Origin of the sequence: Nitrobacter sp. TKz-YC02 (genome assembly GCF_049852135.1) — a bacterium.
GTDB lineage: Bacteria > Pseudomonadota > Alphaproteobacteria > Rhizobiales > Xanthobacteraceae > Nitrobacter > Nitrobacter vulgaris.
On record NZ_CP180728.1, the window covers coordinates 3,522,149 to 3,546,327 of the forward strand.

Sequence of the window (24,179 nt, forward strand, 5' to 3'; positions counted from 1 at the left end):
GCAATCGCGAGCCGGCCCGCGCAGATGATAGTTTGCACTCGCAAGATGGTGCCTTTGAGTCACGCTTTACCCCTCCTATGGGTTTCTACCGACCTCGGAATGCGTGGTCGCCGTTCGCTAGTCTGGCTTGTGATGAACTCGATTACCTTCAAGAGCCCGCATAAAGAGTTGCTTATGCAATTGGCGTCGGACTCATCTCGAATTCCTATACGCGTTGCGATAGCCACTGAGGGCCCCGGAGTATGTCGAGAGCTAACGGGGCATTTGCCGCTAACGGGCTCCTCGTTGCGCTTGAATGCAAACATGAAACTCGGCCTCGACGTGTCAATCGCAGATTAAGGAAGATCATGAGGCGCGCTTGGACTTGTCTGAAAGGAATGGATGCAATGACTCGTTGCTCTATCCTGTTTGCCGCGCTGCTTGCAGGTCCCGCCTTCGCACAGGATGCCGTACCAACGGCATCTGTGGCCGATGCGCCGATCTGTACCGACCGGCCGACCAAGTCCAACTTCGCCTGCACCGTCCCCAAAGGGCTGGTGCAGATCGAAGCGGATGGTTTTACCTGGCTGAACAACACCGCCGGAGGCAACCGGACCGATCAGCTGCTGTTCAGCAATCCCACCGTGAAGTATGGCCTGACCGATAGTTCTGACATCCAGCTGAACTGGGTACCCTTCACGCGGGTGCGGACCGGCGATGCTGTCGGCAATGTGTCCACCCAGTCGGGCATCGGCGACGCAACCGTGCGGTTCAAGCGGCGGCTCACCGGCCCCGAAGGCGACTTTCAACTCGCAGTTCTGCCGTTCGTGAAGTTGCCCACCGCACCCACTGGTATCGGCAATGGCAAGGTGGAGGGCGGCATGGCCGTGCCCATCAACATCAGTGTGCCGGACGGCTGGACGGTGACGCTGGGACCGCAGCTCGACGTTCTTGCCGACTCTGATGGCCAAGGCCGGCATCTTGGCGCGACGGGGCTCGTGAACGTCGCGAAGCAGATCGGCAAGTTCACGATCTACAATGAAATCTGGACCAGCCAGAATTTCGATCCTGCCGGGACCGTACAACAATACAGCTATGACATGGCTTTGGTCTGGCTACCGCAGCCGACGCTGCAGTTTGATATCGGCGTCAATATCGGTCTCAACCGCAACACGCCAGCCATTGTAAGCTACGTCGGCGTCTCCACACGCTTCTGATGAGGTTGGCATGCTCGTGCATCTTCGCCGAGCGATGACCGTGTGGTGCTGTACACGACATTGTCGGTCTTTGCTAAGCGACCATCGCGCTATGGAAGGCAGCACCATCTTGTGCCTGACGAAGCGCCCGGAGCGCTTCCGCATTTCTCAATCTGCGAGCAACCGCAGCGAGCACGTTCAGATCTTCGCCGGATGTCGCTGTCGGCAGAAGAAGCAGAAACACGATATCCACGGGCTCCCCATCGATAGCCTCGAAATCAATCGGCTTCTGAAGGCGCGCGAGTACACCAAAAGCGCTCCTAAGACCCGGAATCCGTGCATGGGGAATGGCAACTCCGCCGCCTACGCCGGTCGACCCAAGCCCTTCGCGCTTTAATATCTCGCATGAGATCGTCTTCTCATCGAAGCCGACGGCTACAGCCGCACGAGCGCAAAGATTGCTCAACAAGCCGGTTTTGGTTGACGCCTGGACGTCCACGAGAGTGTTTTTCTCCGAGAGATAATCGGCAAGTTGCATTGCGCTTTCCATATTGTTTTTCTATCGCAAGCGATGATCGTGGCTGTCAGTCTGGTGAGCGAAGCCGATAGCCGACCCCGGTTTCGGTTAGAATGTATTGAGGGCGCTCAGGGTCCTTCTCGATCTTCTGTCTGAGCTGACGGACATAGACGCGTAGATATTGCGCGTCTGTCATCGAATCCCATAGCTCCCCCAGCAGAAACTTGTGTGTCAGCACCTTACCCGCATGCTGCACCAGGACACGGAGCAGATCATATTCCTTGGGCGAGAGCTTTGCTTCTTTTTCGTCCATTTTAACAATGCGCCGAACGAGATCGACGGAGAGGTCACCCACCTTAAAGATTGGGCGTTCGCCCTGCGCCTGAAGCTGGTGGCGCAGTGCCGCACGCATGCGTGCGAGCAACTCTTCCATTCCAAACGGTTTTGTCACGTAGTCATCAGCACCGTAATCGAGCGCCTGGACCTTCCCGGCTTCGTCGCCGCGGCTTGAGAGGACCACAATCGGAACGGATTCTTTGCGGGCGCGGATCATCCGCAAGAGTTCGTGTCCCTGGATGTCCGGCAGTCCGAGGTCGAGAATGATCAGATCGGGCTCCTCCTTGAGCAAATCCAGTGCGATCTTCCCGTTCGACGCCTCGATGATCTGGTAGCCTTGTGTCGTCAATCCCATGCGCAGCAGCTTACGAATCGGCGGTTCATCATCGATGATGAGAACTTTGGATGCAGGTGCGTTCATGCTGCGGTATCCAACGGCTGGGATTGGAGTGGAATCGGCAGGCGGATGGTGAAGGCTGCACCTGACCGGTCTGGCCGATTAGCCGCGACGATCGTGCCGTTCATCGCCTCGACGAAACCGCGCGAGATGGCCAGTCCAAGGCCGGTTCCAGCGCGGACCTGATCTGTCTTCTTCGCGCGGTAGAACTTGTCAAAGATATGCTCGAGATCAGCCTGTGGGATGCCATTGCCTTCGTCGACGACCTCGACAGATACTTCATCGCCATCGCGCCAACTCTGAATGCGGATCGTCGTGTCCGGCGGGGCATATTTTGCAGCGTTGTCGAGGAGATTGAACAAGACTTGCTCGAACAGAACCGCATCGATTCCAACCATCGGAGGCTCAGGCGCCAGTTGCACATCGACCCGATGATGAAGAAGAATCTTGTTGGCGCGCCGCAGCGCGCTGCCGATGATCTCACTCACATCATGCAGAGCCAGGTTCGGTACGACCGCTCCAGACTCAAGCCTGGTCATGTCGAGAAGATTAGCGATGAAACGATTGAGCCTTTCGGACTCGTCGATAATAGTAGTGAGGAGATCCGCCTTTTCGATCTCGCTCAACTTGCCCGACAGATCGCGCAGCGTTCCGGCCGACCCCAGAATCGCCGCAAGCGGCGTCTTGAGGTCATGGGAGATCGAGGTGAGCAGCGCCGACCGCAACCGATCGGTCTCGACCGATCTTTTGACGCGATCCATATCCTCGACCAGATGAACGCGCTCGATGGCCAATGCGCTCTGGTCGATCAAAGCGTCCAGCAGACGGCGCTGGTCGGGCGTGAACAACGGCCCTGACCGATCGCTATCGATACCCACGACGCCGATGGGGCCGCGACCTGTGCGCATGGGCAGGAATAGCCATTTAGCCCCGGGCAGCGTGTCTGAGGCGCGACCCGCGGGACGGTCATTCTGCCACGCCCATTTCGCCGCACCGATGTCCGCTTCGTCCAGCGTATCTTCCGGTGGGTAGCCCGCCTTCACGACAATGCTTCCCTCCTCTGGCAGGAGGAGGACCACCCGGACCTTAAGCATCAACGCGGTCTGGTAGGCAGCGGCCCAGAGCACGTCATCTAGCGTGCCGACGCCCGCAAGCTTGCGGCTGAAGGCGTACAAAGATTCCGTGGTGCGGGCGCGTGATGCCGCCGCAATGGCCTGAGTGCGGACCCTACCAGCGACATTGGAGACGAACACCGCCATGATGACGAAGAAGGCAAAGGCGGCGATGTTCGTCGGATCGGAGATCGAGAATGTATATAATGGCTCCATGAAGAAGAAATTGTAGCTAAGGGATGCCGCGACGCTGGCCAGGAGAGATGGCCAGAGGCCGAAGCGCACGGCAACGGCGACAATCGCCGTCAGGTAGACGAGATCGACGGTCTCGATGCCAACGAGTGGCAGGATCAACTTTCCGACCGCGAGTGCCCCGGCGACCGCCGCAAGCGACGCCGCGAAGGGGAGCGGATCCGCAAACTTTGGCTTCGGCGTGGTCTTCACAGATTTCTTCGAAACGATCTCTCCTGAGGTCTCGTCACCACCGATCACATGGACGCTGATGCTTCCAGAGCGACGAACCAGGTCATGCACTACCGAGCCATGCAGGATTTCGAACCAGCGCGAGCGGGTCGACTTACCGACGATGATATGGGCGGCGTTGGTGGACTGCGCGTATTTGATGATGTCGTCGGTGATCCGCCGGTCGCCGCCCGGGATGGTGATGGCATCGCCGCCCAGCGTCTGCGCGAGGCGCAGCGTATCGGCGATACGATCTCGCTCCTCCTCGGTGAGCTGGAGGCTCCGTCTGCCTTCGACCGACAGCGCGATGAATGATGCATGCAGGCGGTCAGCGAGGCGTTTGGCGTAACGCACGAGTCCGGCGGCGCGGGGATCCTCGCTGACGCAGACGAGCACGCGCTCGCCGGCCGGCCATGGACCCTGGATGGCACGCGACCTCATCTCGGTGAGGAGCTGCTCGTCAACGCGCTCCGCGGTACGGCGCAGCGCAATTTCCCGGAGTGCCGTCAGATTCGCCGGCGAGAAGAAGTGTTGCAGGGCACGCTCGGCCTGCTTCGGAACATAGACCTTGCCGTCTTTCAGGCGGTCAATCAGGTCGTCAGGCGTGAGATCGACCAGCTCGATGGCATCCGCCTGGTCGAAAACGGCATCTGGAATCGTCTCGCGGACACGGACGTGGGTGATCTGCGCGACCACGTCATTCAAGCTTTCGATGTGCTGGATGTTGACCGTGCTGTAGACGTCGATGCCGTGGCTTAAGAGCTCCTGCACGTCGAGATAACGCTTCGGATGGCGGCTGCCCGCAGCGTTGGTGTGCGCGAGCTCATCCACGAGTACGATCTGCGGCTGCCGCGCAATGACCGCGTCGATATCCATCTCGTCGAGATGCTGCCCGCGATAGTCGGTCTGCCGGCGCGGAATAACCTCGAGGCCTTCCAACAGGGCGGCCGTCTCCTTGCGGCCATGCGTCTCCACCACACCCACGACAATGTCATAGCCATCGTTCTTACGGGCGCGCCCTTGCTGGAGCATTTCGTAGGTCTTGCCGACGCCGGGAGCGGCACCGACGAAAATCTTCAGCTTGCCGATACGTCTATCCTCACGCCGGGCAGCCTCCAGGAGGGCCTCCGGCGACGGACGTTGATCGTTATCGAGATTCTGTTCTGCCATCAGGTTCTCCCGGATGGCCCACGCGGCCAGTCGACTCTTATCGCGCCACGGCCTCATCCAGGGCAAGGTCGAGGGCGAGAACGTTCACGCGCGGTTCCCCGAAAACCCCCAGAATCCGACCTCGGATATGCTGGTTGACCAGCTCGCGGAGCTGAGCCTCCGGGATGTTTCGCGCCTTCGCTACGCGGGGAACCTGGAAGAGGGCTGCCTCCGGAGAGATGTCCGGATCGAGACCACTGCCCGTGGTCGTCACCAGGTCGATCGGTACCGACATACCCGGATTTTCCTGCTTGAGCCTCTCGACATCCGCCTGGACGCGCTCGATGAGCGCCTTGTTGGTCGGGCCTAGGTTTGAGCCCATCGAATTGGCCGCATTGTAGGGTGCCGGAACGGTCTTGGAGGAATCGGCGGGATCAGGACTGAGAGTCGCCGACGGCCGCCCGTGGAAATAGCGTTCGCTCGTGAATTGCTGCCCAATCAACTCAGAACCAATGACCGTTCCGTTGCGCGCGATCAGGCTTCCTTGCGCCTGATGGGGAAAGATTGCGCCGGCGATCCCCGTCATGGCGAGAGGATAGATGAGGCCCGTGATCACGGTAAGTGTGATGAGGAACGTGATGGCGGGACGGATTTCTCTCAGCATGATGTCTCTCCTCAGGCGAGGTGCAGGGCCGTGACCATGAGATCGATGGCCTTGATACCGATAAAGGGGATGATGACGCCGCCCAGGCCGTAGATCAGCAGATTACGGCGAAGCAGCGGGGCGGCGCCAATTGCCCGGTAAGCCACGCCTCTCAGGGCGAGCGGAATCAACGCGATGATGATCAGCGCGTTGAAGATGATTGCCGATAAGATCGCGCTTTGCGGGCTCGCGAGATTCATGATGTTGAGTGCGTTCAATTGTGGATAGAACGCGACGAACATAGCCGGGATGATGGCGAAGTACTTCGCCACGTCATTGGCAATGGAGAAGGTGGTGAGCGCGCCGCGCGTCATCAGGAGCTGCTTGCCGATTTCGACGATCTCGATGAGCTTGGTCGGGTTAGAGTCGAGGTCGACCATGTTCCCGGCCTCGCGGGCCGCCTGGGTGCCGGTGTTCATGGCAACGCCGACATCGGCCTGGGCAAGCGCCGGCGCGTCATTGGTGCCGTCGCCACACATCGCGACAAGCTTGCCCTTGGCCTGCTCGTCCCGGATCAGGCGCAGCTTGTCTTCGGGGGTTGCCTGCGCGAGGAAGTCATCGACACCCGCCTCGGCCGCGATCGCAGCTGCCGTGGTCGGGTTGTCGCCGGTGATCATGACCGTGCGGATACCCATGCGCCGCAGCTCGGCGAAGCGCTCGCGAATGCCTCCCTTGACGATGTCCTTGAGATGGATGACGCCGAGAAGCCTGCCATCCTTTGCTACGGCAAGCGGAGTGCCGCCGGATTTGGAGACGGCTTCGGCAATCGCGTTGACCTCGCGAACGACGTCGGCACTCACGGCTAACTGCAGGACCCGCACAGCGCTACCCGCGGCCAGCGTTGGCGAGCCGTTGAGATGGTCGAGAATCGCGTCCACCGCGCCTTTGCGAATCCACGAACCGTCAACCTCCATGCCGCTCATCCGGGTTTGGGCGGTGAAGGGAATGAACTTGCCGTGCAGCTCGGTCAGGTTGCGCTCGCGAATACCGTGCTTTTCCTTGGCCAGCACGACGATCGAACGGCCTTCGGGAGTCTCGTCGGCGAGCGAGGCGAGCTGTGCGGCATCGGCCAACTCCTGTTCGCTGACGCCCCGTAACGGCTTAAATTCAGCGGCCTGCCGGTTGCCGAGCGTGATCGTGCCGGTCTTGTCGAGCAGGAGCGTGTCGACGTCGCCGGCCGCCTCGACCGCACGGCCGGACATGGCGAGCACGTTGAAACGCACAAGGCGATCCATGCCGGCGATGCCAATGGCCGACAGCAGCGCACCGATCGTCGTCGGGATCAAGGTCACAAAGAGCGCAATCAGCACCACGACCGAGATTGCACCACCGGCATAGGCTGCGTAGCTTGGGATCGTCACGGTCGCGAACACGAAGATGATGGTGAGCCCGGCCAAGAGGATGTTCAGCGCGATCTCGTTCGGCGTCTTCTGCCGCTCGGCGCCTTCCACAAGCCGGATCATGCGGTCGATGAAGGTCGAGCCAGGCGCGGCGGTGATCCGCACGCGGATCCAGTCGGACAGCACCTGTGTGCCGCCCGTAACAGCCGAACGGTCGCCGCCGGACTCACGGATGACGGGTGCAGATTCGCCAGTGATCGCCGCCTCGTTGACCGAGGCCACACCCTCAATCACCTCGCCATCGGAGGGAATGGTGTCGCCGGCTTCGACGAGCACGACATCGCCAACCTTGAGGCTCGTGCCAGGAACCTGTTTGGAACTCTTGCGGTCGGTCCCCGTGAGGAGCTTAGCCTGGGTTTCCGTGCGCGTGCGCCGCAGCGAGTCCGCCTGTGCCTTGCCGCGGCCCTCGGCGACGGCCTCTGCGAAGTTGGCGAACAGGACCGTGAACCAGAGCCACAAGACGATCTGAAACGTGAAACCGATATTCTCCGCGCCCGTCACGATGTCCTTTGCGAGAAAGATCGTTGTGAGCGCTGAAACAACGGCAACGACGAACATCACCGGGTTCCTGGCGAGGTTCCTGGGATTGAGCTTCTTGAAGGATTCGCCCAACGCAGGACCAAGGATGCGGGCGTCCATCATGTTCATGGGTTTCGACCGGCTCATATGAAAAACTCCAGCGTGTGGTTCGTTGGCAGGCCTGGCAAGAGAAGACTTCAGGCCGGCGCAATCCATTGAATGACGGCGTGAACGGCGATCACGAGTCCCATGATCATCAGCAGTACACCGAGCAGAACGATAATGATTCCGGTCACAGTGGCGGACGCATCCACCAGTGCTCCATTCCGTCGCTCTAATCTCGTTGGCTCCATTGATCATGACGGGCTGTCAAAATGTCTGCCCCTGGATCATCGAGATGTGATCGACGAGCGGCCCAAGCGCGAGTGCTGGGAAGAACGTCAATCCGCCGATGATGACGATGACGCCCACGACGAGGCCAATGAAGAGGCCGCTGGTCGTCGGAAAGGTTCCGGCGGACTCGGGTATGGACTTCTTGGCGGCGAGCGAGCCGGCTATGGCCATGGCCGGGACGATCATGATGAAGCGTCCGACCAGCATCGCGATGCCACCGGTGACGTTGTAGAAAAGGATATTCCCGGTGAGCCCGCCGAAGGCGGAGCCGTTGTTGGCAGTCTGCGACACGAAGGCGTAGAGCACCTCGCTGAAGCCGTGCGGCCCGGGATTCGCGATCGAGGCGACGGCCGTAGGATAGACGACAGCAACGGCGGTCCAGCCGAGATACATCAGCGGCAAGATCAGGATGGCGAGCATGGCCATCTTGACTTCCTTCGCCTCGATCTTTTTGCCGATATATTCGGGTGTGCGCCCGACCATCAGGCCTGCAACAAAGATCGCAATGATGACGAACAACAACATGCCGTAAAGGCCGGCGCCGACGCCGCCGACAATGATCTCGCCAAGCTGCATGTTGATGAGAGGGATCATGCCGCCGAGCGCGGTGAAGCTGTCATGCATGGCGTTGACGGCGCCGCAGGAGGCCGCGGTTGTGATAACAGCAAACAGCGCGGACAGGGGGATACCGAAGCGAACCTCCTTGCCTTCCATGTTGCCGCCAGTGAGGCCAAGCGCGTTGAGACCGGTGGTGCTAGAGGCCTCCGCCCAATAGGCAACAACCATACCAGCAAGAAATAAAACTCCCATGATGGCGAAAATGCTCCAACCCTGCCGCTGATTTCCGACCATTCGGCCGAACACGTTGGTCAGTGCCGCCCCGATTGCAAATATCGAAACGATATGGATCAGATTGGTAATTGCGTTGGGGCTTTCATACGGGTGTGCTGCATTGGCGTTGAAGAAGCCCCCGCCGTTGGTACCGAGGTGCTTGATCATCATCTGCGAGGCGACCGGCCCCTGCGCGATCGTCTGCTTGGCGCCTTCAAGCGTGGTAGCCTCGACATAGGGGCTGAGGTTCTGGGGCACGCCAAGCGCAACGAGCACGATCGTGCCAACGACGCAGATCGGCAGCAGGATGTAGAGCGTGCAGCGGGTCAGATCGGTCCAGAAATTGCCGATCGTTCGCGCTGATGTCCGCGCAAAGCCGCGGATCAGCGCGACTGCGAGCGAGATCCCGACGGCCGCTGAGACGAAGTTCTGCGTCGTTAAGCCTGCCATTTGCACGAGGTAGGACATCGTGCTCTCGCCGCCATAGTTTTGCCAGTTCGTGTTGGTCGTGAAACTGACAGCGGTGTTGAAAGCCAGATCGGGAGCTACCGCGGACATATCTTGTGGATTGAACGGAAGAAATTTCTGGAATCGCATCAAGCCGTACAGCGCTACGACGGAGGCAGCGCTGAAGAGTAGCATGCCGACAGTGTAGGTTACCCAATGCTGCTCGCGGTTCTCGTCGATCCCTGCGACGCGATAAAGCACGAACTCGACCGGCCGCAGGATCGGCGACAGGAAAGTGCGCTCGCCGTTGAAGACGCGAGTCATATAAGCGCCGAGCGGAGCAACCAGAGCGATGATCATTGCGCAGAAGATGAGGATCTGAATCCAGCCATTGACGGTCATGACATGCCTCTCAGAACCGCTCGGGCTTGAGCAACGCGTAGGTGAGGTAGATGAGCAGGCCGGCTGAGACGAGCGCAGCGAGCGAGTAATCGAAGATCAATTGGTACCCCCTTAGAACTGGTCGCAGGCGTAGGTGTAGGCAACCGCCAGCGCGAAAGACCCGAGGCCGATGGCCAGCATGAAGAAGTCCAGCATTGCCCGCTCCTGCCGAGTGAACTGTTTTGGGCCATCACGGCGCGCTGACAGCCCTCAGTCTGTACGTGGCACTACAGCGCATAGGAATTCGAGAGGGAACGCGGCTCCGCGGTATAGGAATTCCATAAAGATCAGCGCGCGCGCTTTCCTGGCTCAGAGGGCGCCGGTCGCCAGCCCGCTGCCGCCGCGCCGCTTTCTCCTGAGCGCAGACAGTCGTCTTCGCCGCCGCTGCGCTGGATCCCTAAACCTTTTCTTGATCGGAGATGGACGAAAGAGTCTGTTTGGACTTGCGACCATCTGTGGCCATCTCGCCTATTGTGTCGCACTGGGAGCCATACAGCGCGGGGCTCTCTTTGGCGCTGCACCCACCAATTTCAATGAGGTTGCCGCATACCGCCGGCTGCGGACCTCGCGCGATTGGTGATCTTAGCCATCGCCATACCGCGTCAGTAACATGGCTTCTTTATTCTGCGCTTATGAAATTACCTCGCCTCCCGCCTCGATTTCCTATGTCGAGATGTGCACCTTGCCGAGTGTCCGACGACACTTTGCGGACCAACGTTTTACTCAAGGAGGCGCTCCATGTCGCTTACAGTTCATCTCGCAAGCATGCCCCGTCGGTCGGGAGCAAACGCCGCAGCACAGCCGATTTCTGAGAAGTCGCTGACTGTGGAGCCGCACGGGGCCCCCGCTGTGATCAAGCGTGTTGGCAAGGCTCTGGCCATGCTGACCGGCGTCGTTGTCGTTATCGGCGCGATCACTGCATTCAAAATCTGGATGTGGTGACCACCGGATCTCAATGACCGGCAAGTCCAGCTGATGAACTTCGGATCGATGGTTTGAGTCCGATGTCCAGGCACGTTGCGGCCATCATGAGATCAATCCGAAAACACCTCCCCATCTGGCACGTCGAGGGATCGGAGCGCGCAGACGTCGACAAGCGCACGAACGCATCTATCGAAAAATACAATGCCTATCGCAGCGCAAACAACCTCATCCCGTTCTGCGAGGATGATTGGAAACGTGCCGCCTCCGAGACACCCAAGTCTCTGGCTCCCTGTTGGAAAGACATGCACCATGAACAAACAAAAACCTCCGAGTACGAGAAACCTCTCGCACACTCTTCTGTTGGTTGGTCAGAATAGCAGCGGCCAATGGATCGTCCGCAATCAGTGCGGTAGTCGCGGCGGTCTGTTTGTTGATCGCGCTAACGCCATCAAGTTCGCGATGCTCGAGAGCGGACGTCGACCGCAAGCTGTCATCATGGTTCCTGGCGTGCTTGAGCTCGATATGAGCAGCAGTCCGAACGCAGTAGTGGGGCCTGCGTCGAAGGTCGTGGGGACTGAACTACAGCGGGCGGCATGAGGGCGCGCATGTAGTCGTCAAGCCATTTCACGTCTGGCACAATGAGGATATCTTGGTTCTCAAAGTCCATGAACTCTGTAGCTAGTTCAATGCTTGACAGTTCACGGAGAGGTGCGGTTTCACGGACACCGATCAGGAGAGTTTGGAAGACGTACGAGGGCCGGAGGTATAACTAAGAGCGACGGATCTCATACGTCCTTTGGGGGCCGTGTGCGGACACTCGGGTTCATCGTAGCCGACCACACTGGTCAGTTTTCTCCATGATTTCAAGAACGGACAAAATCCGAAAATATTCATCAGGCATCGGAACACCGAGCAAATTCGACCCCAGTTGCCAGCCGGATTAGGTTTCCGACAGGGACAGCCGGTCTCGGCGGCAACTTTTTTGATCTTGGGACGCAAGGTGCGCGCATACTCTTGTGATATCCGCTGGGTCTTTCCAATTCCTTAGATCGGTTTCTGTTGAATGTGAGAGTTTATTTTCATGAGCTCCGGATGCGCTTTCAGCAAAGCCTTTAAGCCCGGGTAGTCCATCTCGGCCGCATGATGATCTTCAATCAAAAGTTTGGCGAGTTTGAAGTCGTCGTCGGTGTCGACGGTGATGCGCCAGTCGCTGAGATCTTCTTCATCCGTGCAGTACTCGTGGCGAATATCCGGCATCGACGTGCGAATATAACCTGTCACATGCTCGCGCTCGGACGGAAGCTTGGCATTCTCCGCGGCGAAGTCGAGTGAGCGTCGGGAAAAAATTTCGAAATCCATGCCGCGAGGGTAGGTCCGCCTTTCGCCGTTCGAGAGATAAATGGACTCGCTCTTCAGGCTCGAATAGATGTCGAGGCCAGCGCGAATCACGTCTGGACAGATGAGCGGGCAGTCCGACGTCACGCGGATCACGTGGCGCGCCTCGTGCGCGCGAGCCGCTCTTTGGTAGCGTTCCAGTACGTCATTCTCACTGCCACGAAATACCGGAACGTCTAATGCAGCGCAGAGTTCGACAACAGGAGCGTCGGAGAGATTCGTTGTCGTCGCGACGATCATGGGCACGCCGACGTCGGCGAGGCGATCGAGATGCGTTTCAAGAAGTGTACGTTCCCCGGCGCGCATCAAGATCTTGCCTGGGAGGCGGGTGCTCGTCATGCGCGCCTGAGTGATGATGACGACTTCATTTGGCATCGGAGAAAACCGCTAGCTGCTGTTCCGTTTTGTACCGGCTCCTTGGAGTACTCAGCATATTCGACAGAATAGTCCCTCTGCACCACCACGAGCCAATATCTTGGCGTTATGCGGAGTGCAAATCGCAACGACCCGCTGATGCTATTTTGGCTGATTAATCAGGCCCGCTTTTCCATCAGGAACCACGTCAGATCATCAGCAGGGAATGCCGGGTCCCGATGATAGATAAACCCGTAATCGACAAGCTTTAAATCAGGGTACTTGTCCATCATCTCGCCGGCGAAATCCCGCTTCCACAAACGCCCGCTGTGACCGCGGTAGCTGATCTCGACCACGGAGGGATTGTAGTACTCCGCCACGAGGACATAACGATTGCTGGCCTCATGGAGCCTTTCATAGGCCACCGGCAGCATGTCAGGATTGAGGTGGATCAGAACGCCTGCGGTAAACGCCAGATCGACGCTCGACCACCCGACTGGTTCGAACAACGTCGTATTGGAAGCAGCTATTCCGGGTATAGTCGCCAGCCTTTCGAAGGCTAGGCTGTTTATTTCGATGGCCTGGAACACTGCGCATGGAAGCAAGGTCTTGAGGGCCAGGATATTAAGGCCGATGTTGGCGCCAAGCTCTCGAACCGACCGGACGTTGCTGCATCGCCGGACAATCCGGGCAAACATCGCGGTCTTGGCGGCCAGCACGTCCTGACTTTGATTCCGCTCGATGTAGTTGTCGCCAAACTCCCCGGCCCAGAATTCCTCCTGTGCTGTGATCTGGGTCATATATGCTGGTTCCCCTTGAAGTTTCACGTCATTACTACAACAAAAACGAGCGGCGGATCATTGTATATGCTCTCGTCACCAACCTGCGGAAGACCAACGTTCCTTCCATTGGATCTGGGCTATTAAACCCTCAGCAATGTCAGGCGAACCGCGGAAGAGGCAAATGGAAGGGCTATGATGGATCCCGAGCAGGTCAAGGCTCATTGGCGGGACTGGGCATCGAAATTCGGCACCGCGCTCGGCGCCACCACCAGAACCGGAACCGCGAAAATGCTCGAGATCGACGCATTGGCGCGCCGGATGTCTGCGATCGGGCTCGGCGATACGCCGGCACACGTTCTCGAAGTCGGCTGCGGCAATGGCTTGAACTGCTTCGGCCTTGCCGCAAAATTCCCGCGCATGCAACTCGACGGCATCGACTATACCGCGGAAATGATCGACGCCGCGCGTGAAGCCGCCGTTGCCAACGGCTTCCAGGACAGGTCCAGCTTCCGAATCGGCAATGCGCTCGAGCTTTCGGTGGCCTCGGGATTGCGGGCGCAATACGATGTCGTTTTTACCGATCGCTGCCTGATTAACATCGAATCGGTCGACCTGCAGATGCGTGCCATCACCGACCTTGCCGCAAGGGTGCGAGAGGGTGGTCATCTGATCATGATCGAGAATTCGATGGCGACCTATGATCGGCAAAATCATTGCCGCACCCTGCTGGACCTGCCCGCGCGCACGCCCGCCGCATTCAACTTGTTCTTCGACGAAACACGCATCCTGCCGCACCTCAAAACACTCGGCCTTGAGGTCGAGATCGAGGATTTCATTTCGCTCCACGACCTGATGCTCTATGTGCTGGTCCCGGCCATCAATGGGGGCACCGTAGATTACGACCATCCGCTGGTCCATGCAGCAACCCTGCTCAACATAGCGGTATCGGCGGAGACATCGAACGCATTCGGCGGATTTGGGCAAGGCCGGATGTTTGTCTGTCGGAAACCTTGATGCTGGAAACTAACACCAGCCCGCTCCACGGCGGCCTCTTTCTGGATCTTGACGGCACGCTCGCTGACAGCCTGCCGGCGCTGAAAAACGTCTATTATTCCTTTCTCGCCTCCTTCGGCGCGAGCGGCGACGAGGTCGAGTTTCAGCGGCTCAACGGACCGCCGCTTGGCGAGATTATCGAACGGCTGAGGATGGCTCACAAGCTGCCCGGAACACCGGCCGATCTCCTGCAAAAATACTCGGCCATGGTGTCGCAGGCGCAGCAGAGCGTGCGTCCCGCTGCCGGCGCACATGAATTGCTGGCGCACGCCCGCGCATGTGGGTTGAAGATCGCCATAGTTACGTCGTCACCTAAATTGTCCGCGCAAAGATGGCTCGCATTCGGAGGGCTCGCCGACGAGATCGACGATGTCGTCGGCGGCGATGAGGTGAACGCAGGCAAGCCCGCTGCCGAACCCTACATCACGGCATTGAGGCGGCTGAATTGCTCGGCCGCCCTGTCGCATGCCGTCGAGGATTCCCGTATCGGCGCAATGTCGGCAGTTGCCGCGGGGCTCAAAACGTGGGCATTGGCGCCACCGAACAATCGCGCCGGATGGCCCGGTCAGGTCGTGTTCATCGAACGTCTCACCGACCTCCTTGGAAGAATACCGGCATGCTGAATGTTCATCTGCTTCAGTCGGAGCCGAGAGTAACGCTGGGAGCGGCACCGCCAACCATCGGCCCGGACATCGAGGCTCGCGTGGACGAAATCTGGCAACGCGAAAAAGAACTACGCTCCCACGATCTCTACAACGGGCGATTGTTCAGCGTCGATTATTGTGATGCCAAAACGATCGTCGGCTGGCTTTCGGAGTACCGCTACTTCCTCGCACAACGGCGCGAGCCGAGCCTTCATGCCACGCTGAAGATCAAACCGCTCGCCGTCACAGGTATCCTATCTTGTCCGGATGGCGTCTTATTCGGCCGGCGCAGCGCTCGCTCCGAGATGGACGCCGGGTGCTGGGAGCTGGTGCCGTCCGGCGGCGTTAACGACGCGGCAGTCGGGCCGGCCGGACAGGTGAGCCTCGAACGGTGCATTCTGATCGAACTCGAGCAAGAAACCGGCATCGGAGCGTCCGAGCTGTCGGCGCATTCCAGAGCTGTCGCGCTCGTCGAGGATCCGCAAAGCCACGTCACCGACGTCGGAATCATGCTCGCGACCGCCTCCCCGGCTGCGCAAATCCAGCGCCGCTTCGCGGCGCTTGAGAATCGTGAATATTCTGAACTTGAGATCGTTGCACCCGCGGAGTTGAGGGCGTTTCGGCGCGACCGGGCTGGCTCGTTGGGCGCTGTTTCCGCCGCCCTTCTGGATGCTCTCATGCAAGCCGGCTTGTAATACTTATGAAAATCGTCAAAACCCGCGGCAGCCCCGATGCAGCTTTGATCTGCGCCGCGCAAACCTCGTAAACCGGCTGCCGAGGCGGTCGTTTCCGCCAAGCGGCAGCGTTGCTGCGAACCGAGACTTCCAGTTCGCACCAGGAGCGTAAATTGTGATGCAGAGCCCGGAACTCATCATTGCGGGGCGCAAGATCGGCCCGGACTATCCTCCTTACATTATCGCCGAACTGTCGGCGAACCATAACGGCAAGCTTTTGAAGGCGCTGGAGCTGATCGAAGCCGCTGCCGCCACCGGCGCTGACGCGATCAAGATCCAGACCTATACGGCCGACACGATGACCATTCCTCACGATGGCGAGGAGTTTTTGATCAAGGGCGGCCTGTGGGACGGCTACAGGCTCCACCAGCTCTACCAGCAGGCTTACACACCCTATGAATGGCATGGGCAAATGTTCGCGAAGGCGCGTGAGCTTGGGATCACGATCTTCTCCAGTCCCTTTGACGAAACCGCCGTCGACCTGCTCGCAGGGCTCGATGCTCCCGCCTACAAGATCGCATCGTTCGAGGTGATTGACCTGCCGCTGATCAAATATGTCGCCAAACGGGGCAAACCGATGATCATCTCGACCGGGATGGCCAATCTCGGCGAGATTCAGGAGGCGGTCGAAACAGCGCGCAACAACGGCGCCGGCGGCATCGCGCTGCTGCACTGTACCAGTGCCTATCCGGCTCCGATCGAGGAAGCGAATGTGCGCACGGTGGCGCATCTTGGCCAGACCTTCAACGCCGTGTCCGGCCTTTCCGATCATGCGCCGGGCTCTGCCGCCTGCGTCGCCTCAATCGTGCTGGGCGGTTCCATCATAGAGAAGCATTTTACGATCTCGCGCGCCGACGGTGGTCCGGACGCCACGTTTTCGCTCGAACCGCACGAGTTCAAGCGACTGGTCGACGATTGCAAGTCGGCATGGTCGGCGCTCGGATCTGTCGGCTATGGCCCGGTCCAGAGCGAGAAGGCCAACATGCGGTTTCGCCGTTCGATCTACGCAGTCAAGCCGATCAAGGCGGGGGAGCCTCTGACGAGGGAGAATATCCGCGTCATCCGGCCCGGCTTTGGCCTGCCGCCAAAGCATCTACCCGATGTCATCGGCCGCACCGCCGCGCGCGACATCGCCTATGGTGAAGCGCTAAAGTGGTCAGTGATCGCGTGACAGCCCCGCCATCCCGCCGCTAACGTCGGTTGAACAGAGTTTGGAAGAGATTAATCCCGGCTGCAAACCGCTTCGAACTGGCCACGGGAAATGCCTCTTTCGAAACCAGCATTGGCAGATCATCTTGGAGAAACGACTTGAGATTTATGAAGAGGGGATCTTCTTCCAATCTAAAATTCGACAACGCCAGCGTCGCACTGCGAAAATATTCTTCAGGAGCCCAGCGCTTATCGGGAATTAAAATCGATTTACTGCGAAATCCCTGGAGCATGCAGTAGGAATAAGCCACTGCGCGCCGACGCTGATACTCCGGCATCGACCAAGCCTTTCGCGACACATCTAACAGAATACTCCTCAGAGCTTCCATGCTGGACGCCTCCTGGATAATACCAAGGCCAGAAAACTTATCTTCGCCCGTCGCGATCATTCTATGTCCAGCCGCGGCCATTTCGTAGAGAACCGTTCCACGAACCGTGAGACCGGCATCGCAATGCTTCATGACCTCACCAGCGCTGAGGGCGCCATCTGCGAATCCGATATTCCTGATGTCGGCACAGTATTTACGCAGCGTATCCCACGAGCCTTTCCAATCATGGCTGTCGTTCAGCGGATGCGGCTTAATAATCAAGTTGAGACGTGTCAGTGGCCGCGCAAGATCAACGACGTCGACAACAGCTTGCCAGTAATCGTCCGAGAGTTGCCTGGGCCGCGTCAGCGGAGCGTCCTGAAACACATGCGAAAATACACAGACCGTAGGATTCTCGGGGTTGACACCGCAGCTCTCAAGGAATGCCTCGCGAGAAGCCGGCAGCTGATCAACAACATCACGGTTCAATAGCGGCTCGATAGTCCGCGCCAGCGTGCCTTCAACAGCGCCGCCGAACAGGTCAAGCCTGGGATCATCCAGTAAAGCTTGATCGAAAACGTACCTTTCCAGCATCTCCTTCCAGTCGCCGGGGAGACCGGACGACAAGTCGGTCAGATCCCGATATCGCGTAACAGCAATCGGGATGTACTGTTCTACTAGGAATGTAGACGCGCCGTGCATGGCCGCAAAATCAGCCAGCTGTCCCGATACCGAATAGCAAATGTGTCCCAATACACTCGCTCGAACCGGAGACTTTCCAAACATCATGGGAAGGGCTTCGTAGTCGGCCAACACGAGCTTTGCAACTGCGATCAGTTCGTCGCTCAGATTGTCGATGGTGCCGAAGCCAAATCGTCTCAGAAATTCATTGTAAATCAGAAGGCCGCATCGTGGGGATTGCGGTTCTGACAGTGAGCGAATTGCTTGCCGGAGCGAGGATCCCGACTTGCCTTGCAGTCGCTTGCGAAGGTCACTCTCTGCATTGGCTGACCAAACCGGATCAGACAGGAGACGATTGCGAAATTCGGAAATATTGTAATAGCGATTGACGCCAAACGAGCGAACGAGCGCCAGGTTCGCTTCAACGTCTGTCCTTCGAACATCATCCCTTCCAACATCACCAAAATCATCGGCGAAAATCCCGACGATTTCACCTCCCCATATGTGCTGTATGCACTTCGCAATGACGCAATTTGCGAACAAGTGGGAGTGCACGTTGGCATCGTGATAAAGGTCGAGAATTATGATGCGATCAGACTTGGGTGAGTCAGACTTGGGCGGGCTGAAGGATGTCCAGAATCGCCGATTTTCTTCCAGAAACTCGCTAATGTTCATCGTGCACGAAAATCTCTCGCGATCTGTTCTTTAAATTTATGATCGCAAACCGAAAAAGTGACGTTCTATAAGCAGATCTCCATCTGAGGGTCCAGTCGACCCCGGAATCTCAAAACACAACAATTTAGATCCTCAAGTTCCGAGCGCGTGGGATAACCGTTCCATAACGTAATCTTGCTGTTCAGCGCTCAAATTTGGATGAATAGGCAACGTTAGTGCGAAGTCGTAGTATTTTTCGGCAGTCGGAAAATCGCCACGGGAGAATCCCAAGGCCCGATACCATGGTTGTAGATGGACCGGGATGTAATGGACGTTGACGCCGATACCTGAAGAGCGCATCGCCGCAAAAACCTCGGCGCGAGTACATCGCACGGTTTCATCCAGTTCAATGACATATAGATGCAACGCCGAGAGAGTGCCCTCCGGCACGAACTGGCGAATCACGGGAAGACCGGCAAGCCCTTCGTGATAACGCGCCGCGATCGTGTGCCGCCGAGCAACGAATTCGGCGAGGCGATCAAATTGCCTCACGCCGAGCGCCGCCTGAATGTCGGTCATACGGTAGTTGAAGCCGAGCATCACCTGCTCGTAGTACCAAGGGCCTTCGGGAACGGCGGTCATATCAGCGGGATCGCGCGAAATGCCATGGTTGCGCAGCAGGCGCATGCGATGGGCGATCTCGGCAGAACGCGTGGTCGCCGCACCGCCTTCTCCTGTTGTCACAATCTTGACGGGATGGAAGGAAAAAATGGTAACGTCAGCGAGTTCGCTCGAACCGACGGGCCTATTCTGATAGTATCCGCCAATGGCATGGCTCGCGTCTTCAAGGATGCGGAAGCCGTATCGGTCCGCCAACCGGCGGATAGAGGCAAGATCTGCGGAAGTACCGGCGAAGTCCACTGGAACGACAACCTTCGGCAGGGTGCCGTCGCGCTCGGCCGCTTCGAGCTTGGTGGCTAGTGCCTCGACATCCATGTTTCGGGTCCTAGCATTGATATCGACGAAATCGACGATCGCTCCGCAGTAGAGACCGCAGTTGGCGGAGGCCACAAAGGTGTTCGGCACCGTCCAGAGTCGATCCGATGGGCCGAGCCCGAGCGCAAGACAAGCGACGTGCAGCGCCGCAGTTGCTGAGGAAAAGGCTACGGCTTCAGGCGCGTCGACTGTCCGCGCCAACGTCTCCTCAAACTTAGGGAGCATCGGTCCTTGGGTTAGGAAGTCTGACCGAAGGACTTCGACGACCGCCTCGACATCGGCGCTAGAGATGTCCTGACGACCATAGGGAATCATGTCTTGGTCCGTTCATAGAATTCCCGGATTTGTTCCACAGAGTAACGGACGGGGTTTGTACCGGAGTTGTACTCGAAACCCCGCGCTACAGGAACCCCAGTCTCACCGAGACGGTTCTCCAAATAATCATAGCCGCGATCGTGGAACTTGATCGACGGCCGCATTACATAATGATCACTAAACTCAAGCGTCAAATGGCTGTTATCCGCAGGGCACAATATCTCGTGCAGCTTTTCGCCCGGCCGGATACCAATCAAGTTCTGTGGCAGGTGCGGCGCAATCGCCGTTGCAAGGTCGACTATCCGGATCGACGGCAACTTCGGTACAAAGATTTCGCCGCCATGCATACGTTGGAAGCACTTCAGAACGAAGTCGACGCTTTCCTGCAACGAGATCCAGAAACGAGTCATGGCGGCGTCGGTAATGGGCAATGACGTCGCGCCTTGCGCTATCAGTTTCTCGAAAAATGGGACGACCGATCCGCGCGAGCCGGCAACGTTACCGTAGCGCACGACCGAAAAGGCGGTACGTCGTTTGCCTGCCATATTGTTGGCAGCAATGAACAGTTTATCCGATGCAAGCTTGGTGGCGCCATACAGGTTGATCGGATTAGCCGCTTTGTCGCTTGAGAGCGCGACCACCTGCTCAACGTCGTTGGCAAGCGCGGCTGCCACAATGTTCTCCGCGCCATGAATGTTGGTGCGGATACACTCCATTGGATTATATTCAGATGCTGTCACCTGCTTCATAGCGGCAGCATGAACGAGATAGTCGATCCCACGCGTCGCTTCGATCAACCGCTCGCGATCACGCACATCGCCAATTAGCCAGCGAATACAGGGCGCGTTTACTTCCCGCTGCATCTCGAATTGCTTGAGCTCATCGCGTGAGTAGAAAACGAGGCGCGCCAAGTCGTAGCGTTCGAGTAATATATTCGCAAATTTGCGCCCGAAGGAGCCTGTACCGCCGGAAACAAACACGGATTTGCCGTTGAACACTTGGACCTCTCTTTACCTGGGAATGGCGTAACCGAAGTCCGCGCGATGTCAATGACGGGACGGTCAGACTAAATCAACGAAGTGGCAAGTGATTGTGTGTACCGAAAACTTAAACACGGGCGTAGCGGTAATGCAGCCCGCCCAGAATGGCGTGTGAACAAATGACACCGGTTCGGTAAACTGGCCTGGAAGCCGGCGCATCCTTGTCCAAAGATCGATGGGTTCTGACACGGTTGTAATTCGGCATAAAATTTGAGTACCCGGCGCAGATGCACCTCGCCCAAGACAATGATGTGGTCCCAACACTCGCACCGGATCGATCCGATCAGCCGTTCGGCAAAGCCATTTTGCCAAGGTGAAGCTGGTGCAGTGGGCTTATCCCGGATGCCCATGGCGCGCAGTCGGCGTGTGACGACCGCGCCATAGATTTGATCCCGATCGCGGATGAGGCATTTTGGGGCATCATCCCAAGGGAAGGCCTCTGTTATCTGACGCGCAATCCACTCCGCTGTCGGATTTGCTGTGACGTTGTGGCCGCCGAGCATTACACTTGGCGAAACGCTGTCACTGACCTCGGCACAGCCGTCGCTGCTAATCGAAGGTGTAGATTGGCGCGCGCCCGAGCAACGCTGGCGTCCGGCAATTGCCGGATGATCCGCGACCGATTGACTCGATGATGCAAGAAATGCGGCGAGAACGGTGCGAGTCAGTTAGATTCTTCTCGTATGAACGTCGATCTCGCCGCACTGCCCGACGACGTGGAAGCGCTGCAGAAGCTGGTGCGCTCCGCTTGTAACCGGTCGGGGAGCGCGCCAGTGAGACGTTGGAACCCAAAGACGGACGTCCATTCATTGAAGGGCAGATTGCTGGTCACCAGCGTTGCGCCGCGTTCGTAGCTGGCTGAAGGCCTCGAACAGCAGCTCGCGGAGGGGCCGAGATAAGATTGGCCGAGCGTCACACATCAAGCGTACCACCATCGCAAAAGCCGCTGCTTGCAGCCGGCTCGGTCAGCAGAATGGGTGTGGTGCCGGGTTCAGCGCCTTCCTCCGCCAATGTCGAAGCCTCCAGCTTCCGCGAAACTCCATTCCGAAACCGCAATGGAGTGGCTGTAGACCTGCCGCGACGGCGCGGACGACATGGATGGAGGCGCTCGCCACGTCGGGCGGGGTAAGGTCGGCCACCGCGATCTCGACTCCATCGCCTGCCAGACGGGCCGCCAATTCAGTAAGGCTCGGAATCGGCTCGTCATGGCTCTCCACCTCCGGTTCGTAGCTCGGCGCGTTTCGAAGAAACGCCAACTCTTCCTCTCGTTTAGGCAAATAATAACAAGCGTGGTCGAGAAACTGGCCGCAGCGCACCTCCTCCGGACGCATTGGCCGCGGTCCACTTCCCTCTCGCAGCATCTTCATCAGACCGAAGCCCGAGACGGCCTGCTCCAGCATCGCCCCTCGGGCCGCATGCCGGAGACAGGGATGCGCCGCCGCAGTGGCGGATAGGCCGGGCCATGACCGTCCGTCTCCCATGGTTGTGCACAGAACCACCGGAGTCTTTCCTGCGCCCTCGAGCAGGTAAAATGCGACAGAAGCGCCCGCGGACATCAGTTCGCCGGCGATGTCGCGGGTCTCGGCATCGCAGAGATTGAGCGGCAGTTGGCGCCCCGGGTCGTGGCAGAGCCACGCGACCATGACCGCGTCCCGCTCAATGAGCTCCAGAACGGCCCGCATCGTTGCACTTTCCAAGTCCGCTCCAGCGGCTAGCCCGTTCGAGGTGACCTGCGCGACGAAATCCGAAAACATGGACGGAAATTTGTAGTACAGTTGACTGGCCAGTACCCACGTCTTCGTCCCGGTTCGCAAATTGTTCGCCAACCTCCAAAAATGAACTGCCTCGCGATCGAAAGGCGCGAACGGAAAACCTTCGGCGGCATATTGCGCCGCATCATACATTCCAACCCGACGCGGATCGAGCACTTGGCCATCGAGCTCGGCCATACGGGCTTGGACCAGGGCATCAAGATCGCAGCGTGAGGCGGCATATCTTTCGAACGCTTCCCCGATCGCGCTGAGCATTGCTGTCCCTTCCGTCATCCCCTTGCCAGAGGCCGGCTCCGGTAGGGTGGGATCGGTTCGAAACGCACAGAAAGGGGCAATCTCCGCAACCGCAACAAAAGCTTTGCGTGCGAACTGCGGCAGCTCCCGAAGGACCGGCCCGACAATCGGCCCTGTTTCCGGATCGATCCAGTCCCGGAACGCCGTTCGGATCGTCTCTACGTTAGGCTCGTCAGCGGTGGCCGAAAGGTCCGGCCGCGGCAATGCCGGACCATCCGTTCCACAGGTCTCGCACCAAGGCATCGGAACGAAGCCATGGCGCACCGAGGTCTGCCCGGGCACCTCGACGATCCGCACATGCGCGCGCAGCGACGTTTCAGCGGCCGACCGGAGATAGCGCCGAGCCTCCACCGCAACCGATTGCCCGAAGGACCGCGCCACGTCCCACGGCAGAGGTGGGTAATTCGCAACCGTCAGACGATCGGCGCGCCCCACCGCCTCGGGATCGGGGTTATGCGCACGGCGCCGCTGACGTGCACAGAGCCAGCAACCCGCGGTGCCTGGAAGGGAGATCGGGCCGATGCAGCCCCGCGTGCCGACGATCTCCGCCCCGAGAAAGGCGATCCTGACAGCGCGGCAAGCGCGCTCCAGCTCGACTTGCCGCCCGACTCTGACCGGGGCCAGCGCGCCGACGACGAGGTCCACATCCGAAGGTAAGTCCCATTCTCCGTCGGCGCACGCGTGCAAGCGGGCGATGCATTCCGGGGCCATGATTTTGATCCTACCGCACAGAGCCTCCGGACTGGTTGCCGCGTCGCAATTGCCACCCGGCTCAGGATACCAGAACGACAGGTGCGCTATCCCCGAATGGGCGAGTTCTTCGGCCAAGGCCGGCACCCAATCGGCATCGCCAGCAATGAGCACGTGGCCCTCGCGTGGGCGCGGCGCCTGCGTCGCAACACTTCCAGCATCCGCCACGCCCGCTATCTCAAGCAACTGGGTCAGTTCAGTGTAACAGGCGTCCATTCGGCCGCCGTGCGGCCGAATCCCGTAGACCTCACCAGAAGTCGGATCGGCAGAGTCCAGAAGCGCCTCGATCATCTCCCTGACCGTTTCGCTCCGGATCAGGATCGGGCCGGCTACGCCGATGAGCAGAACCCCGTCCGGCTCCAGATGAATACGGTCCCGCGTGATCCGCATAA

The 24,179-nt window shown here is 58.8% G+C and carries 20 protein-coding genes and 1 pseudogene; 7 read left to right on the forward strand and 14 right to left on the reverse strand.

The annotated features are described in order from the left end of the window. The first annotated feature begins 386 nt into the window (after positions 1-386). A complete protein-coding gene (locus tag ACM561_RS16915) occupies positions 387-1,196 on the forward strand; it encodes a transporter (RefSeq protein ID WP_425906589.1) in 810 nt (269 codons plus the stop codon). Positions 1,197-1,269: 73 nt separating this feature from the next. Here the strand turns inward: ACM561_RS16915 and ACM561_RS16920 are convergent, their stop codons facing one another. The 7 genes from ACM561_RS16920 to ACM561_RS16950 form a co-directional block, all read right to left on the reverse strand. Beyond that, on the reverse strand, positions 1,270-1,713 hold the full coding sequence (locus ACM561_RS16920; protein WP_425906591.1) for a PTS sugar transporter subunit IIA: 444 nt from the start codon (positions 1,711-1,713) through the stop codon (positions 1,270-1,272). 46 nt (positions 1,714-1,759) lie between these two features. Then, positions 1,760-2,449 carry a response regulator gene (locus ACM561_RS16925; protein ID WP_425906592.1) on the reverse strand — a complete coding sequence of 230 codons (690 nt, stop codon included), beginning with the start codon at positions 2,447-2,449 and terminating at the stop codon, positions 1,760-1,762. Beyond that, positions 2,446-5,169, reverse strand: coding sequence for an ATP-binding protein (locus ACM561_RS16930; protein ID WP_425906593.1), 2,724 nt, complete (start codon positions 5,167-5,169; stop codon positions 2,446-2,448). The genes ACM561_RS16925 and ACM561_RS16930 overlap by 4 nt, the downstream gene beginning before the upstream one ends. A gap of 37 nt (positions 5,170-5,206) precedes the next feature. Further along, positions 5,207-5,812, reverse strand: coding sequence for a K(+)-transporting ATPase subunit C (locus tag ACM561_RS16935; protein ID WP_425906595.1), 606 nt, complete (start codon positions 5,810-5,812; stop codon positions 5,207-5,209). A gap of 11 nt (positions 5,813-5,823) precedes the next feature. Beyond that, complete coding sequence (gene kdpB / locus ACM561_RS16940) at positions 5,824-7,899, reverse strand: potassium-transporting ATPase subunit KdpB (protein ID WP_425909802.1); 2,076 nt, start codon at positions 7,897-7,899, stop codon at positions 5,824-5,826. A 240-nt stretch (positions 7,900-8,139) separates the two neighbouring features. Beyond that, positions 8,140-9,843, reverse strand: coding sequence for a potassium-transporting ATPase subunit KdpA (gene kdpA, locus ACM561_RS16945; RefSeq protein WP_425906597.1), 1,704 nt, complete (start codon positions 9,841-9,843; stop codon positions 8,140-8,142). A 10-nt stretch (positions 9,844-9,853) separates the two neighbouring features. Further along, entirely contained in the window at positions 9,854-9,943 is a 90-nt protein-coding gene (locus ACM561_RS16950; RefSeq protein WP_425906598.1) for a K(+)-transporting ATPase subunit F, read from the reverse strand. Between the two features lie 677 nt (positions 9,944-10,620). Between ACM561_RS16950 and ACM561_RS16955 the strand changes: the two genes are divergently transcribed. Together ACM561_RS16955 and ACM561_RS16960 are read left to right on the forward strand one after the other, a co-directional pair. Next, positions 10,621-10,824, forward strand: coding sequence for a hypothetical protein (locus ACM561_RS16955; protein WP_425906599.1), 204 nt, complete (start codon positions 10,621-10,623; stop codon positions 10,822-10,824). Between the two features lie 291 nt (positions 10,825-11,115). Beyond that, entirely contained in the window at positions 11,116-11,403 is a 288-nt protein-coding gene (locus ACM561_RS16960) for a hypothetical protein (RefSeq protein ID WP_425906601.1), read from the forward strand. Between the two features lie 447 nt (positions 11,404-11,850). Here ACM561_RS16960 and ACM561_RS16965 read toward each other — a convergent pair whose 3' ends face one another. Together ACM561_RS16965 and ACM561_RS16970 are read right to left on the reverse strand one after the other, a co-directional pair. Beyond that, positions 11,851-12,576, reverse strand: a complete 726-nt coding sequence (locus tag ACM561_RS16965) for a cytidylyltransferase domain-containing protein (RefSeq protein ID WP_425906602.1) — start codon at positions 12,574-12,576, stop codon at positions 11,851-11,853. 158 nt (positions 12,577-12,734) lie between these two features. Continuing rightward, a complete protein-coding gene (locus tag ACM561_RS16970) occupies positions 12,735-13,355 on the reverse strand; it encodes a pseudaminic acid biosynthesis-associated methylase (RefSeq protein WP_425906604.1) in 621 nt (206 codons plus the stop codon). 174 nt (positions 13,356-13,529) lie between these two features. Between ACM561_RS16970 and ACM561_RS16975 the strand changes: the two genes are divergently transcribed. The 4 genes from ACM561_RS16975 (at position 13,530) to pseI (ending at position 16,939) form a co-directional block, all read left to right on the forward strand. Continuing rightward, complete coding sequence (locus ACM561_RS16975) at positions 13,530-14,351, forward strand: class I SAM-dependent methyltransferase (RefSeq protein WP_425906605.1); 822 nt, start codon at positions 13,530-13,532, stop codon at positions 14,349-14,351. Next, complete coding sequence (locus ACM561_RS16980; RefSeq protein ID WP_425906607.1) at positions 14,351-15,013, forward strand: HAD family hydrolase; 663 nt, start codon at positions 14,351-14,353, stop codon at positions 15,011-15,013. The genes ACM561_RS16975 and ACM561_RS16980 overlap by 1 nt, the downstream gene beginning before the upstream one ends. After that, the gene (locus ACM561_RS16985) at positions 15,007-15,729 is read left to right on the forward strand and encodes an NUDIX domain-containing protein (RefSeq protein ID WP_425906609.1); all 723 of its coding nucleotides are present in this window, start codon (positions 15,007-15,009) and stop codon (positions 15,727-15,729) included. The genes ACM561_RS16980 and ACM561_RS16985 overlap by 7 nt, the downstream gene beginning before the upstream one ends. Positions 15,730-15,886: 157 nt before the next feature. Then, complete coding sequence (gene pseI / locus ACM561_RS16990) at positions 15,887-16,939, forward strand: pseudaminic acid synthase (protein ID WP_425909804.1); 1,053 nt, start codon at positions 15,887-15,889, stop codon at positions 16,937-16,939. 19 nt (positions 16,940-16,958) lie between these two features. On the opposite strand, the gene ACM561_RS16995 is transcribed toward pseI, so the two are convergent. The 5 genes and pseudogenes from ACM561_RS16995 to ACM561_RS17015 form a co-directional block, all read right to left on the reverse strand. After that, positions 16,959-18,641: a hypothetical protein gene (locus ACM561_RS16995; protein WP_425906611.1), complete on the reverse strand. Its 1,683-nt coding sequence runs from the start codon at positions 18,639-18,641 to the stop codon at positions 16,959-16,961. A gap of 132 nt (positions 18,642-18,773) precedes the next feature. Next, complete coding sequence (gene pseC / locus ACM561_RS17000; protein WP_425906613.1) at positions 18,774-19,931, reverse strand: UDP-4-amino-4,6-dideoxy-N-acetyl-beta-L-altrosamine transaminase; 1,158 nt, start codon at positions 19,929-19,931, stop codon at positions 18,774-18,776. Next, positions 19,928-20,929, reverse strand: coding sequence for a UDP-N-acetylglucosamine 4,6-dehydratase (inverting) (gene pseB / locus ACM561_RS17005; RefSeq protein WP_425906615.1), 1,002 nt, complete (start codon positions 20,927-20,929; stop codon positions 19,928-19,930). Before pseB ends, pseC begins: the two co-directional genes overlap by 4 nt. Positions 20,930-21,722: 793 nt before the next feature. Beyond that, positions 21,723-21,870: pseudogene (locus tag ACM561_RS17010) on the reverse strand (ATP-binding protein); the annotation flags it as partial. A 66-nt stretch (positions 21,871-21,936) separates the two neighbouring features. Then, entirely contained in the window at positions 21,937-24,177 is a 2,241-nt protein-coding gene (locus ACM561_RS17015) for a TOMM precursor leader peptide-binding protein (protein WP_425906617.1), read from the reverse strand. Positions 24,178-24,179 lie beyond the last annotated feature (2 nt).